At 54.7% G+C, this 13,926-nt stretch carries 12 protein-coding genes; 4 read left to right on the forward strand and 8 right to left on the reverse strand.

Annotation, left to right across the window (positions count from 1 at the left end; translation table 11 throughout):
- Position 1 precedes the first annotated feature (1 nt).
- Genes B9Z33_RS10410 through B9Z33_RS15450 form a run of 4 tightly spaced genes read left to right on the forward strand, consistent with a single transcriptional unit; the run spans position 2 to position 5,274 of the window.
- The gene (locus B9Z33_RS10410; RefSeq protein WP_108286893.1) at positions 2-1,132 is read left to right on the forward strand and encodes an efflux RND transporter periplasmic adaptor subunit; all 1,131 of its coding nucleotides are present in this window, start codon (positions 2-4) and stop codon (positions 1,130-1,132) included.
- 12 nt (positions 1,133-1,144) lie between these two features.
- The gene (locus B9Z33_RS10415; protein WP_053176211.1) at positions 1,145-4,264 is read left to right on the forward strand and encodes an efflux RND transporter permease subunit; all 3,120 of its coding nucleotides are present in this window, start codon (positions 1,145-1,147) and stop codon (positions 4,262-4,264) included.
- Positions 4,265-4,313: 49 nt separating this feature from the next.
- Positions 4,314-4,688 (forward strand): hypothetical protein, encoded by a 375-nt coding sequence (locus tag B9Z33_RS10420; protein ID WP_053176209.1) that lies wholly within the window; start codon positions 4,314-4,316, stop codon positions 4,686-4,688.
- Positions 4,689-4,704: 16 nt separating this feature from the next.
- Entirely contained in the window at positions 4,705-5,274 is a 570-nt protein-coding gene (locus B9Z33_RS15450) for a hypothetical protein (RefSeq protein WP_146183854.1), read from the forward strand.
- A gap of 223 nt (positions 5,275-5,497) precedes the next feature.
- On the opposite strand, the gene B9Z33_RS15455 is transcribed toward B9Z33_RS15450, so the two are convergent.
- The 8 genes from B9Z33_RS15455 to tmk all read right to left on the reverse strand — a co-directional run bounded on the left by B9Z33_RS15455 (position 5,498) and on the right by tmk (position 13,898).
- Complete coding sequence (locus B9Z33_RS15455; protein ID WP_146183855.1) at positions 5,498-7,351, reverse strand: hypothetical protein; 1,854 nt, start codon at positions 7,349-7,351, stop codon at positions 5,498-5,500.
- 4 nt (positions 7,352-7,355) lie between these two features.
- On the reverse strand, positions 7,356-8,369 hold the full coding sequence (locus B9Z33_RS10435) for an ATP-binding protein (protein ID WP_108286895.1): 1,014 nt from the start codon (positions 8,367-8,369) through the stop codon (positions 7,356-7,358).
- The gene (locus B9Z33_RS10440; RefSeq protein ID WP_108286896.1) at positions 8,369-9,697 is read right to left on the reverse strand and encodes a hypothetical protein; all 1,329 of its coding nucleotides are present in this window, start codon (positions 9,695-9,697) and stop codon (positions 8,369-8,371) included. The genes B9Z33_RS10435 and B9Z33_RS10440 overlap by 1 nt, the downstream gene beginning before the upstream one ends.
- Positions 9,698-9,794: 97 nt before the next feature.
- Entirely contained in the window at positions 9,795-10,439 is a 645-nt protein-coding gene (locus tag B9Z33_RS10445; protein WP_146183856.1) for a hypothetical protein, read from the reverse strand.
- A gap of 166 nt (positions 10,440-10,605) precedes the next feature.
- Positions 10,606-11,439 (reverse strand): ankyrin repeat domain-containing protein, encoded by an 834-nt coding sequence (locus B9Z33_RS10450; protein ID WP_369916730.1) that lies wholly within the window; start codon positions 11,437-11,439, stop codon positions 10,606-10,608.
- A gap of 6 nt (positions 11,440-11,445) precedes the next feature.
- Positions 11,446-12,252, reverse strand: coding sequence for a TatD family hydrolase (locus B9Z33_RS10455; RefSeq protein WP_108286898.1), 807 nt, complete (start codon positions 12,250-12,252; stop codon positions 11,446-11,448).
- Positions 12,253-12,255: 3 nt separating this feature from the next.
- Positions 12,256-13,260, reverse strand: coding sequence for a DNA polymerase III subunit delta' (locus B9Z33_RS10460; protein ID WP_108286899.1), 1,005 nt, complete (start codon positions 13,258-13,260; stop codon positions 12,256-12,258).
- The gene (tmk, locus tag B9Z33_RS10465; RefSeq protein WP_108286900.1) at positions 13,257-13,898 is read right to left on the reverse strand and encodes a dTMP kinase; all 642 of its coding nucleotides are present in this window, start codon (positions 13,896-13,898) and stop codon (positions 13,257-13,259) included. Before tmk ends, B9Z33_RS10460 begins: the two co-directional genes overlap by 4 nt.
- Positions 13,899-13,926: the final 28 nt, after the last annotated feature.

A 13,926-nucleotide genomic window follows, 5' to 3' on the forward strand; every position in this document is an offset into this window, starting at 1 on the left:
CATGAAAACAATCAACACTTCAAAAAAACGCCACTGGATGGCACTGGCCACTGCTTTGACCCTTGCAGGTGCTGCGCTGCCTACGTACGCGGGCGAAGGCCATGACCACGGCGCTGCGCCTGCGACGGCCAATGCCAATGGTCCACAGCGCATGGCCGATGGCAGCGTGTTTCTGCCCAAACCAGCCCAACGCCAACTGAATGTGCGCACGATGGTGGTGGAAACTGCTGAGGTGCCACGCGTCTTTGAACTCAATGGTCAGGTACTGATGGACCCCAACGCTGGGGGCAAAGTCCAGCCCATCAACGCCGGACGCATAGAACCCGGCCCCAATGGCTTGCCCAACGCAGGGCAAACCGTCAAGAAGGGTCAGGTATTGGCCTACGTGGTCCCTGCGGTCGCCCCCCTGGAGCGGGCCAGCCAGTTGACTCAATTGGCCGAATTTCGCGCTGCCAAAGCGCTTGCTGAAAAGCGTTTGGCACGTTTGCGCGAGTTATCAGATACCGTACCGCGCAAGGAAGTGGAAGCCGCAGAGAGTGATGTGCTCAGCCTGACCGACCGCATGTCGGCCGTTGGTGGCGGCCTCAGCAGCAAAGAAGCACTGGTCGCGCCCGTTTCTGGCGTGATTGCCTCGGCGCATGTCGTGGCAGGCCAAGTGGTGGACACGCGGGAATTGATTTTTGAAATTGTCGACCCGAAGCGGCTGCGCATTGAAGCCTTGGCTTTTGATATCTCAGTGGCCAACAACATCGGCGGTGCCACATTGGCTGTCGGCGACCAGCGCACGCCACTGGTTTTCATGGGTGCAGCGCGCAGTTTGCGCGAGCAAGCGCTGCCGCTGAACTTCCAAGTGCAAAGCCCGGAACTACTAGGTCTGGCCGTTGGACAGCCCGTCAAAGTCTATGTGCAGTCCAAGCAAAAGACACAGGGTATTGCGGTCCCCCAGTCGGCACTGATGAAAAACGCTGCTAATCAGAACGTTGTGTGGGTCAAGTCTGCAGCTGAGCAGTTTGAACCCCGCACGGTGACGTTCGAGCCCCTGGATGGAGCGCGTGTCACGGTGATCTCGGGCTTGAAGTCTGGCGATCGTGTGGCGACCCAAGGTGCCACGCTCATCAATCAAGTCCGGTAAAGGGGTCACGATATGTTCAAGTGGCTTCTCGAAAATAGCCTGACCAACCGGCTTCTGGTGTTGATAGCGGGTGCCGTATTGATGGCTTACGGGGCATTCACATTGTCTCGAACGCCAGTCGATGTCTTTCCCGACCTCAACAAACCTACTGTGACGATCATGACCGAGGCGGGTGGCATGGCGCCCGAAGAGGTCGAGCAACTGATTACCTTTCCTCTGGAGACGGCCATGAATGGCTTGCCTGGGGTCGAATCGGTTCGTTCTACTTCCTCTGCTGGCCTGTCCTTTTTGTATGTCACCTTCAACTGGGACACAGAGATTTTTCGGGCACGCCAACTGGTGTCTGAACGTCTCTCGTCCATGGAAGAAGGTTTGGCTGCCGGGGTGATACCCCGCATGGGACCGATCAGCTCCATCATGGGTGAGATCATGCAGATCGCTATTCCTGTCGATCCGCAGAAAATCTCCCCTATGGCGGTGCGTGAGTACGCCGACTGGGTGCTCCGGCCGCGACTCTTGTCCATACCGGGTGTCGCACAGATCATTCCCATTGGAGGCGAAGTGCGTCAGTTTCAGGTGCAGCCCAACACAGCGCGCCTGTCTGACTTGGGTATCTCCTTGGACCAGTTGGAGTCGGCGTTGCGCGGGTTTTCGGCCAACACCTCGGGGGGGTTTCTGGAACTCAACGGGCGCGAGTACCTGATTCGAAATCTTGGTCGCACTTCACGCCTGGAGGACTTGCGCAATCTGGCCATCACCGCCAAGAACGGTCAGCCCATCTTGTTGCGCCAGATCGCTGAGGTCACTTTTGCCGCAGCCATCAAACGTGGGGATGCAGGCTTTGAGGGCAAGCCCGCCGTGATTCTGGGCGTTCAAAAGCAACCCACCGCTGACACGACCCGTTTGACACAGTCGATTGAAGAAGCGATTACGGATCTCAAGGCATCCCTTCCTGAGGGGATGGAGGCACCCCGTGTGACCTTCCGGCAGGCCAGCTTCATTGAGGCGTCGATCTCGACGCTGCAAGGCAAGTTGATCGGTGCGTCGCTGTTTGTGGCCGCGATCCTTTTCTTCTTCTTGGGCACAGTTCGACCCACCATCATCGCGCTCACCGCCATCCCAGTGTCCATCTTCATCACGGCACTGGTGTTCAAGTATTTTGGCTTGTCGATCAACACCATGACGCTTGGAGGACTGGCGATTGCCATTGGCGGACTGGTGGACGATGCCGTGGTGGATGTGGAAAACATCTTGCGGCGCATGAAAGAAGACCGTGCCAAGGACCCCAGTCAGCGCCTGTCGCTGCTCGCGCTCGTGGCCAAGGCGTCCATGGAAGTCCGCTCGGCGATCCTCTATGCGACGGTGATCATCGTGCTGGTCTTCCTGCCGCTTTTTGCTTTGCCGGGCCTGGAAGGCAAGTTGTTTGTGCCGCTGGGCATTGCCTTCATCATCTCGACACTGGCCTCTTTGTTGGTGTCGGTAACGATGACGCCGGTGCTGAGCTACTACCTCTTGCCGGGCATGAAAAACCTGGACCATGGCGACACCAAAGTGCTGGCATGGCTCAAGCAAGGCTACAAAGGCAGTTTGCAAAAAGTGCTGGACAAGCCACGCGTGGCGATAACCAGTGCATGTGTGGCGGTGGTGTTGGCTGCGGCGGCTGTTCCGTTTTTTCCGACCACCTTCTTGCCTCCTTTTAATGAAGGCACCTTGCTGGTGGGCATACGGCTGAACCCGGGCGTGACCTTGACCGAGTCCTCTGACCTGGCGCGCCAGGCCGAAGTGCTGGTCAAGCAGGTGCCCGAAGTGCTGCATGTGGGCAGGCGCAGCGGACGTGCTGAACTGGATGAGCATGCCGAAGGTGTTCATGTCAGCGAATTGGACGTGGGCATCAAACCCTCAGGCGAGTTGACGCGCTCAATGGATGAGGTCCGTGCCGACATCCGTGCACGCTTGGTCAACCTGCCTGCTTCGATTGAGGTGGGGCAACCCATCTCACACCGCATCGACCACATGCTGTCTGGGGTGCGCTCCCAAATCGCCATCAAGATTTTTGGCGAAGACCTGGACGTGCTGCGCGGGCAAGCCGATGCGCTGCGCTCACGGCTGTCAGGTATCGAGGGCATAGCTGACCTGCAAATCGAAAAACAAGTTCTTGCACCCCAGATCAAGGTACGGTTGGACTATGCGGCAGCGGCGCAATACGGCCTGTCTGGCGCGCAAGTGCTTGCCACACTGCAGACCCTGGTGGAAGGTGAACGTGTCACGCAAATCATGGAGGGAGGTCGCCGCTTTGCGCTGGTTGTGCGTTTACCAGAATCCGCACGATCGCTGGAAGGCTTGGGCCAGGTGTTGATCGAAACACCCTCGGGCAGAATTCCGCTGTCCAAAATCGCAACGATTGAAGACGCCGACGGTCCCAACCAAATCAGTCGGGACAACGGCAAGCGGCGTATCGTGATTTCTGCCAACGCTTCGGGCCGCCCATTGTCAGAAGTTGTGGCCGACATACGCAAAGTGACGGCGGATTCACGATTGCCAGAGGGCTACTTCATCACCCTCGGAGGTCAGTTCCAGGCGCAAGAAGAAGCCTCACGCTTGATCTCTTTGCTCTCGGTGGTCTCTGTGGTGTTGATGTTTGTGGTGCTTTACAGCCGCTACAAGTCTGCCGTTTTGTCGGCCTTGATCATGGTGAACATTCCCTTGGCGCTCGTGGGAGCCGTGTTGGGTCTTTGGCTGTCAGGTCAGCCCTTGTCGGTGGCCGCCCTGGTCGGCTTCATTACGCTGGCTGGCATTTCGGTACGAAACGGTATTTTGAAAGTCAGCCATTACATCAACCTCATGCGCTTTGAAGGAGAGTCCTTCACCAAGCCCATGATCTTGCGCGGCTCGATGGAACGTTTGAGCCCGGTGTTGATGACGGCCTTGGTGACTGCCTTCGCATTGGCACCATTGCTCTTCGAGGCCGAACGCCCCGGCACCGAAATTTTGCACCCGGTCGCCGTGGTGATTTTCTCGGGCTTGATCAGCTCGACGCTGCTCGACACCTTTCTGACGCCTGCCATGTTTTGGCTCTTTGGCCGCAAACCTGCCGAGGCGCTTTTGCAAGACAAAGATGCTGAAGCATTCTGACCATTCATTCGTTTCTTCAACCTCAACCAAAACCTCAAAAGGACATCTCATGAAATTCCATACGCTCTTGATCACATCGTCGCTTTTTCTCAGCGGACTCGCATGGGCAGGGCCACACGATGCGGATCACAAACCCATGCAAGGTGGTGTTTTGACCACCGTCAAGGATGTTGACTACGAACTGGTCGCCAAACCTGATGTGCTGCAGTTGTTCGTGCGTGACCATGGCAAACCCGTTGACGTGAGTAAAACGACGGCAAAAGTCACACTGCTTTCTGGCGCTGACAAGCAAGAAGTTGAGTTGAAACCAACAGGCGACAAGCTTGAAGCCAAAGGTAGCTTCAAGGTAGCTCCTGGGACAAAGGTTGTTGCTCAATTCAGTTCAGCTGGGAAAACCACTTCTGCACGTTTTGTTCTGAAATGAGGCGTTTACAACTTACTTGTTTTTGCCACAAATGGTGGATCAATTTTGGGAAAATATTATGAAAACTTGGATTACTAAAACAATCGTCGTCTCAGCTTGCGTACTTGGCATCGCAGGCTGCGCTTCACCGGTTGATCGAATCGCTGAGAAGCCGCATTGCCATACGGATCGAGGCAGAAATGCTTACTGCACCAAAGATCCTGCACCCAGCATTGCCAAAGATGATGAAGCAAAGTTGTTTGCCTCAGTGCCTGAAGCTCTGACGGTTTACGTCGTGCGTTATTGGGGCGACGGACATCATCCGTTGGACATTTCTGTGGATGGTGGCGCAGCGATGGAGACTGTTCCAAACTCCATGATTCGCCTCCGATTAAAAGAGGGGACTCATCAAATCACCTTCAATGTTGGAGGCAAGACCTTTGATCGAACAATTTCAGGTACGAAGGGGGAAGTTCAGTTACTAGGGATTACGGGTACCGATTGGATCTGGGGCAACTCTTCACATTGGTGGACAGATGACTCAGTTGATCAACTCAAACGGCGCGCACTGCGTTCCCGTTTGATCAAAGACATCACTTTGCTTTGATGTTCTGGGGCCCCCGCCATGACTGTTTGTCATTGGCGGTGGGAGTGGCAGTGACGTTCATGGCGCAAACACTCAACACGCTTGGTTTCACAAACGCCTGCAATCAGCCTGAAGCTCAGGTTGATGCAATATCCTTATCGTCCGCTTATGGCCTCTACCTCACCCTCAAGGCAGTGATGGATGACCGGGTCTGAATTGGCCATATTTCAACGAAATCATTTCGCTATGAGACCAACCCGTTCAACCGAAAGGCTTCGATACGACGATCTGATGCGCAAAATCCATGCCGATCAATTTCACGTTCACATAAATATTTATATTGATCAAAACTCCTACATACCGGACTCGAAATAGCCTTCAAAGGGTGAGCAAAATTATGCTCATCGTTGGAGAGCGAGAGGTTGTTCATCTTGCAAAATTGAGCAAATTGCAGGCGCATAAAACCGAACAGGTCGGATGTTCGGACTGAAAAGACTTGAATTTTGTAGTCAACCAACCGTAGGTAAAAGTACCCTCCTGAGTAGACCAGGATTGATTTAATTCGTCGTCTGGGAGCGATGGACACATGGTGGATTTTCCAACCATCACAGAGTTCAACACTTGGCGCTGTGTGCCAACCATCACGCTCGGACCAAGTCAAACAAAGACCTGACCCACACTTTTCTTTCATCGCTTGGGCAAGGTTGTCATGATCCAAAACTCTTTGTGATTTGCTTCGTCCGATTTTTCGTGTCAATGCCAATGGCTCATCCACATAGCTTGTGAACTCCAGACTTCGTGCAGTAGGCCGGGTCACTGTGATCTGGAAAAGGTTCAATTGACGAATGTCATCGGTTGACCAAGTGCATCGTCCCTGTCCGATCTTGTATTCAACAAATCGCTCTGCTTCTTTCCAAACTGCCAGGCAGTAAAGGCCAAAGACGTGACTTTGGACCCATGATGAATATTCGGTTTTTGATGCTCTCTGAAGGTACTGCTCAAATCCAACGGACGCCTCGCCCAAGAACTCTGAAAATTTGCATCTGTACCACCCTACTTCTGGGGGGAATTTCTTACGTTCATCCCAGCGCCTTATGTCCACCGTCGGCTCAACGGTTCTGGCCCAAATCAGCTCTATGAATGCCAGACGGGCTTGCCGGTTGGATCGCAGCAGTGCCGCAATCGCCTCTGGCGTTATGCACTTTCTGAATTGCCACACCCAATAATCAGATCGCGGAACCACGTGCCGACGCAAATACCGCGCTACAGATTTGTAGACATCTGTTGGTACAAAACTCATTCTCCAAAAATCAGTGTGACCACCCTGCTCGAATCCCAGCCGAGGTTTATTTGGTAGCTCTCGAAATTCAATACTCTTAGTTCTGTAGGCGTAACGGTAATTAGGTGTTTCATATTTGATCAATGCATTCGGATATGCGATAGCTTGGATTTCACACAATTCTTTGAGTCGAATGAGCCATTCTTCCTCGTGCAAAGCATCAAATTTTCTGTTCATGTACGAGGCCACATAAATGGCGCTCAACGACGTCAACCAATCGGCAAGAGGCTTGAGTTTTTCGGTGTCGATCAAACGATGATCGTTTCCGTGCAAGCGCGCTGGATCGAAATACTTCAGGCTTGAACATTGGCAGGTATTTGGATAAGCAAGAGACATGGCATCAACACGCTCTCCATCGTTCTTCATGCACGAACATTCGACGTGCAGAGGCTCCTCGTGGATCGGGCACTTATTGAGCAATTTCAGTGAAAAGAGCCTGGTGTGATATCCCAACTCCAAGCACTTTGGGCAGTAGCCGTTTTGGGGTGTGAACAAGAATTGCCAGCAGTATGGAATGAATCGATGATCACAAAATGAAAAAAATTGAACTGGCTCACCCATCAGTCGAGCCAAAACCCGAAGATCAACATTTTGAACCGAACGGCTTTGACTCTGCGCACGTTTCGCCCTGGGTGAAAAATCTTCACTCAGTGGAAAGTCAGAAATTCTGAGTTTGTTCAAGTGGGCCAGTTTTCTCAATGTCAGCCAAAGTGACGTGTAGGGCAACAGCGTGCCTGGCTTCCATGTCAGAGTTGTCATGCGCTTACCCCTTTGGTGTTCGTCCCCTTGGTGCCCCCGCTGAAATAATCGCCATCAGGGCACCATGGCCAGAATGCTCGACGATTTCACTGATGGATTTTTTTGACAGCACATCTGACTCCGCTCGTCCAGACGCCAGCAAAAGGAGAATCCGTCTGCACACCACAGAGATGGTTTTCATTGGAATTTCATGCGGCCCGTCATAGCGATGCGGCAATTGGTTGATGAACTCTTCCCAAAGTGGTGCCGCATAACTGGCAAGGCGAAATCCATTGCTCCAAAGCTCAGGGATGATGCTGGCAGTAAAAGAAATGCCCGATCCAACAGGCCATTCAGAGCCTTCGTCATACCCGGACATCACGTACCCCAATTGCGCCTCATCGCAAATGCCATGAAACCTGGCAGCGGTAAGCAAGAACCTCGCAGCGACATGTGCACCGCCAGCCATGGCGAGATTGATCGGGTCATCCCGAAATTGAACAGAAGCGATGGAAATCACACACAACCGAATCCTCTTTTTCTCCAGCATGCTGTGCAGCTCGACAAGCCACAACCACTCGCGCATCGTCATGCCTTGTGCTTCGTCAATCACAAGTACAACAAAACGTCCGCCCGCCTGTGCTGACAATTGTTCAAAACGGTCCACGAGCATTCCCAAGCGTTCCGTTGGGCTACGGGTTGATCTGGCCAACCGATGCTTGGCTGCTTCCAGCAAATTTGCATAAAACCGCCCGGATGCGCTGGCACCGCCCGATTCGGTATGACTCCAGATCACCATCGGTATGAATCCTCCATACCTGGCAGCAAGCAAGCCTTCGAGCCAGTTATCCACAGCGCTAGATTTACCCAGTCGAGAGGCCCCATAAATGGTGGCACCATCAAATTGATCGTCCAGCCATCGTCCGATGGTGCTCACCATTTTTTCAATGGCGGGGGTGAACAACGAGTAATCTCTCGTGACCAGGGGATGGTCTTTGGGGATGTGCTCTGGAACGAGCTGAAAGTCTGAGTTTTCCATCACCAGGTCTTTGCCATGCGCATCTTGGGAAGTGGAGCGCTCTGGCTTGCAGATTTGGGTTTCGGCTCAGGTGGCGGTGAGGTGCCCTTCGTTTTCTTGGATGCTCCGGAGACCTTGGTCAGCTCTTCGGGCATGGCCTGACGGTTGATTTCACCCATGACGTCTGGCACCGAAAAGTTCGGCTCTTTCATTTCATCCAGCGCTTGAGTGCTTGTCATCATGATTCGTCGCGCCTGCAGATAGGCCGGATGAACAGGTAGCTTTTTATTGGCATGTATCTCAGCGTATTCAATTAACGCCTGGACGGGATCCCTATTGCCGGTCAGAAATAACAATCGCTTTGTCGCAAGTGCCCGAATGGCTTGCCGCATGTAAAGGGTGTGGGGTGATCGGTGCCACGGCGGTTGAACATGGACGGTTCCGTAGATCAGACCATTTGAATCGGAGACTGTGGCCCAGCGTGCGTCTGTTTCGTCATCCAGTTGAAGCCATAGTTTTTTACCGAGAAGATCCGGACGTTGAACCAGCCACTCGGAGGTGTATTTGGCGTTCTCAAAGTTGAAATACGGTCTTTTGCCCGTGTATTCACCGCCAAGCAATGTGCAGACCTTTCTGCTTCCCGCCATTCTTTTAACGAGCTCTGGGTCAGCGTGACGAATGCGATTTTTTGTTTTGGAAGACAAGAAGTCCATTTGAGCTAGAGGACTGCGATAGCCCAGACCTGTATGTGGCGTGGCGTTGTAGTTCGCGATGGTGACATCCAGCAACTCCTCAGCATAGTCAAGTTGGAACTGGACCTCCGCAGCAATTTTTTCTGGATCTCGTCCTTTCTTATCTTCGTGACTGCTGCCTGTGCTCGGAGAGAGTCGGTGCATGGTGCCAGAGGCCAAAACCCTGAAAAACGACTCAATGAATGGCCGATCATCTTTGCTGCGCCTTGAACTGTAAGACGTAGGGTCTTGGGGTTTGATGACCTTGGCGCCAACAATATGCAGCAATGGCTCCTCGACTCTGGGGCAAACGTTGGCCAATGCGCCATCAACGCTGAACTCATTCCAGCAAGCTGACAAATAGACTTCAGAGTGTGCGGATGGCAAGGCCGCGCCTTCTGCGTACCCATCCTCACAAAACGTCAAGGTTCTTGGGGCCCACTTGGATAAAGCATTTTTGATGGTGATCAGAACGTCGAGCGCACTGCATTCGCGTCGCAAGCTGATGTGATACCCCAGAACTGCACGGGATCTGACGTCAATGATCACGATGATCCAGATGCGGCGGATTTTTCTGGGTTCATAACCGCCGTGAGGAGACGGCACCATGACCACCATTCGGCAGTCCAATTTGTGGGCATCACACTCGACCCGATCAAACAGCTTGAAATCAGGTCGTCGGGTTCCATCGGAGGCTTTGGCTTTTGCAATTGCGTCAGGCCCCCCCCATTTTTGACATGGCTAAAAAAGGATGCTCTGCCAAAACCTTCTTGATGTACAGACGAACTGACTCATAGCCGAGCGACTCTGAATTGAATGGCCAGGCTTTCTGATCTTCCAAGCCAGCTTTTCTTAGCTCGTCAATGAACCATCGAAAGATCGTTTGAACATTGATCTTAGGGTGTGCAAGAGAATCGGCGTTATTGAGGATTCGTTTGTGAAAACGATCTTTCAAATCTTTGAACTGTGGACGTTCAAGTAGCCACTTCAACGCGCCGGTTGCTCCAGCCCCATTTTCGTGAACAACAGGTGCAGTTTGACGCTCGTAAGCGGTCACACGGAAATGTGGAAGTGCTCCTCGCCAACCAAAAATATCCCCATCTGAGTGCCTTTGAAGGCATCGGTTTGTGATGATTCGGTAGATATTGGATCGTTTTTCACCCGTTTTCTTCTGCAAAACTGCATCGGTAGCACCCTTGAGATACAGCTCAATGGCTTTTTTTCGGGCTAAAAATTTAGTTTTGCGAGCAGCTGACAAGCTGTTCTCATCCACCATAGGCCAATTGCCAAGGTCAATGCTCTGGCTCGATAGCTCAGAATTCGGAGTTGAGCGATATCCAATTCGTCCCGATAAAGCCATAGAACCTCCTAGTTAAAGGTCTATCCAAGACTCATTAAAAAGGAAGAATCACTTAACGTCAACTTTACTTGGAATTCGTAGCATCAACTTTACTTGGAAAGAGACACCCTCCAGAGGGAAGATCCAGCTGTTCGTAGCATCAAATTTACTTGTGTGAACGAAGGAATCACCAACCTGTTTTGACAGGTTTGGATGCTGGCTCAGATGCGGCCGGGGCTGGCGGCAACACTGGCGCTAAAACTGCCGGTGCGCCGACTGGGGGCTTGGGATCGGCTGGCGCAGCTGGTGCCGTGGCTTCCGATGGCGTTGTTGGCACAACGCTCGTCGCCTGAGCCTTGGCTGCACGCGCAGCTTGGCGCTGCAAGCCTGTTTCAATCAACTCCTTGGCGTTTTGGCGGTTGCCACGCACAGCAAAATCAAGCGCCGTGAGGCCTAACTGGTTTTTGATGTTCAGATCAGCACCCGCCTGGATCAAGACTTTGACCGCTTCGGGGCTGCCATACATGGCGGCCATCATCAAGGGCGTGCTGCCGTTGGGCGATTCGGCATCGATGTAAGCGCTGTTCTCCAGCAAAAATTCGATCACGGCCACCTGACCCGTGGATGCGGCGTAATGCAAAGGCGTCCAGCCGGGTTTGTTCACATCGGCATCGTTTTCAACCAATTGTTTGACCAAGGGCAAATAGCCCTTGAGCGCAGCCAGCATCAAAACGCTTTCGTCCTTGTCGTTACGCACCTCGGTCTTGACCTTGGGCCAGCTGGCCAGCAGCTGCGCCACCTTGAGCGATGGCTCTCGCACCGCGATCATCAAACCCGGCACACCCTTTGGGCTGACGGTGTTGGGGTCGAAGCCGCGCTGAAGCAAAGCCTGAACAGTCTTCACATCGTCAAACTGAACCGCTTTGAAGAAGTCTTCGTACGAGCCCGCCAACGAGATCAGCTGTGCGGATAAAAGTCCAATAAAAACAATGGACTTTTTAATGTATTGAATGTATTGCATGAGCAATCAAGCGGCCGTTTTGGCGAACAATTTCAGGAAATTTCGCGTGGTCAACTCGCCAATGGCCTCCGAACTGCAGCCACGCAATTCACCCAAGAGCTTGGCCACAAGGGGCACATAAGACGGGTTATTGAGCTTGCCACGGTAAGGCACAGGGGCCAAATACGGGCTGTCGGTCTCGATCAACAAGCGGTCATCGGGCACGAATTTGGCCACTTCCCGCAGATCGGCGGCGGTCTTGAAGGTCAAAATGCCCGACAGGGAGATGTAAAAACCCAGGTCCAAGGCCGCTCTGGCGACCTCTTGGCTTTCGGTGAAGCAGTGAAAAACACCGCCGGCCGAACCCGCATTGCCCAACTCGCCCTCTTCTTTCAGGATGGCGATCGTGTCGTCTGACGCCTGCCGGGTGTGGATCACCAGCGGCAAACCCGTCTGGCGCGCGGCACGGATGTGGGTGCGAAAACGCTCGCGCTGCCATTCCATGTCCGCGATGGTGCGCCCGCCTTTGCGCTCGTCCATCTGGTAATAGTCCAGGCCCGTCTCGCCAATGGCGACCACTTTGGGACGCGCTGCGCCGTCCAGCAAATCCTGCAAGCTGGGCTCGCGCAGGCCCTCGTTGTCGGGATGCACGCCCACCGTGGCCCACATGTTGTCGTGCGCCATGGCCAGGTTGTGCACTTCGTCAAACTTTTCCATCGTGGTGCAAATGACCATGGCTCGGGTCACTTGGGCAGCCACCATGGCCTGCTGGATGCTGTCCAGCTGACTCATCAGCTCGGGGAAATTCAAATGGCAATGGGAATCGGTGTACATGGCTCAGCCCTTGGACAGCAGGGTTTGTTGGGCATCGGCGGTCAGGGCTTCCAGCATCAGACCGGCATTGAAGGGGTGCTCGGCCGTGCGCGCCGACTGCATCAGGCGCTTGAACCAATCGGTCAGCACCGACACGGACGCGTTGCTCGCAGGCAATTGGGTGGCATCAAAAAAGCGCGGCGCGGCACCCGATTGGCGCAGCACCAGGTCGTGGCAAAGCTTTTGCAGCGCGTCGATGGCTTGTGCGGGGCTCAGGTCGGCCAGGTGGCGGGCATCGCCTTGGCGCATGGCCTTGGGCAACGCGGCCCACCAGTCAGGAAACAAACCCGCTTCGGCTTGGCGCAGCACATCGGTTGGGCGGCCACCTGCGCTGCGCAGCAAAGCCTGCGCCACAGGGGCGGGCACGCCCTGCCCGCTCAGCCAGGTTAAAGCTTCGTCGGCCTCAGGCCACTTCATGGTGTGGGCTAAGCAGCGGCTGCGAATGGTGGGCAGCAGCATGTGCGCCGCCTCGGTGGCCAGCACAAAGCGCACATCGCCCGGCGGCTCTTCCAGGGTTTTGAGCAAAGCGTTGGCCGTGATGGTGTTCATGCGCTCGGCCGGGAACACCAGCACCGCCTTGCCGCGCCCGCGTGCATCGGTGCGCTGTGAAAACTCGACCGCGTCCCTCATTGCATCGACCCGGATTTCTTTGCTGGGCTTGCGGGTTTTCTTGTCGATCTCGTCCTGCGCTTTTTCCGACAAAGGCCAACCCAGCTCGATCATCACGGTCTCGGGCATCAGCACGGCCAGGTCGGCATGCGTGTGCACGGCCACCGCATGGCAGCTTGGGCAGTCGCCGCAAGCGCCTTGCGCCGTGGGCTGTTCGCACAACCAGGCCGAGGCCATGGCCAGCGCCAATTCGTATTGACCCAGACCCGACGGGCCTTGCAGCAACCAGGCGTGACCGCGCTGGGCCAGCAAATCAGTGGCCTGGCGTGCAATCCAAGGGGCGTTCAAAACGGCGCTCATGCGGCGGCCCGCTTCAGCCAATCGCCCACCATGCGGCCCACGTCAGCGCCCACGGCTTCCATGCTTTGGGCGGCGTCGACGCGTGCAAAACGGGTGGGCATTTCGGCCTGGCGCTTGGCGTAGCCTGCGCGAACGGCGGCAAAAAAGTTGACTGGCTGAGACTCAAATTTGTCCGGCACGCGGGCCGAGGCCAAGCGCTGCGCGGCGATTTGCGGGTCCAGATCAAACCAGATGGTCAGCTCGGGCTGGCGCAAACCGCCATCGGGCAAAGCTTGCACCATGCGCTCCAGCTGGGACAGCACCTGCCAGTCAAACCCACGCCCACCGCCTTGGTACGCAAAAGTAGCGTCGGTGAAGCGGTCGCACAGCACCACATCACCCCGGGCCAGCGCGGGCTCGATCACCTGCACCAAATGCTCGCGCCGCGCCGCGAACATCAGCAGCGCCTCGGTCAGCGCATCCATGGGTTCGTGCAACACCAGCTCGCGCAGCTTTTCAGACAGAGGCGTGCCGCCGGGCTCGCGAGTCAGCACGACCGCCCTGCCCGCTTCGCGGAACAACTGGGCCACGCGCTCAATGTGCGTGGACTTGCCCGCACCGTCGATGCCTTCAAAACTGATGAACAAACCGCGTGTCATGGTGTGTGAAATTGGGAAAACCCGATTG

Source organism: Limnohabitans sp. T6-20 (assembly GCF_003063505.1).
Lineage (GTDB): Bacteria > Pseudomonadota > Gammaproteobacteria > Burkholderiales > Burkholderiaceae_C > Limnohabitans_A.

Coding starts and splice junctions, on each gene's coding strand:
- B9Z33_RS10420 (WP_053176209.1), top strand. CDS start 4,314: ATGAAATTCCATACGCTCTTGATCACATCGTCGCTTTTTCTCAGCGGA.
- B9Z33_RS10450 (WP_369916730.1), bottom strand. CDS start 11,439: ATGCAATACATTCAATACATTAAAAAGTCCATTGTTTTTATTGGACTT.
- B9Z33_RS10455 (WP_108286898.1), bottom strand. CDS start 12,252: ATGTACACCGATTCCCATTGCCATTTGAATTTCCCCGAGCTGATGAGT.
- B9Z33_RS10435 (WP_108286895.1), bottom strand. CDS start 8,369: ATGGAAAACTCAGACTTTCAGCTCGTTCCAGAGCACATCCCCAAAGAC.
- B9Z33_RS10410 (WP_108286893.1), top strand. CDS start 2: ATGAAAACAATCAACACTTCAAAAAAACGCCACTGGATGGCACTGGCC.
- B9Z33_RS10415 (WP_053176211.1), top strand. CDS start 1,145: ATGTTCAAGTGGCTTCTCGAAAATAGCCTGACCAACCGGCTTCTGGTG.
- B9Z33_RS10445 (WP_146183856.1), bottom strand. CDS start 10,439: ATGGCTTTATCGGGACGAATTGGATATCGCTCAACTCCGAATTCTGAG.
- tmk (WP_108286900.1), bottom strand. CDS start 13,898: ATGACACGCGGTTTGTTCATCAGTTTTGAAGGCATCGACGGTGCGGGC.
- B9Z33_RS10460 (WP_108286899.1), bottom strand. CDS start 13,260: ATGAGCGCCGTTTTGAACGCCCCTTGGATTGCACGCCAGGCCACTGAT.
- B9Z33_RS15455 (WP_146183855.1), bottom strand. CDS start 7,351: ATGACAACTCTGACATGGAAGCCAGGCACGCTGTTGCCCTACACGTCA.
- B9Z33_RS10440 (WP_108286896.1), bottom strand. CDS start 9,697: ATGGTGGTCATGGTGCCGTCTCCTCACGGCGGTTATGAACCCAGAAAA.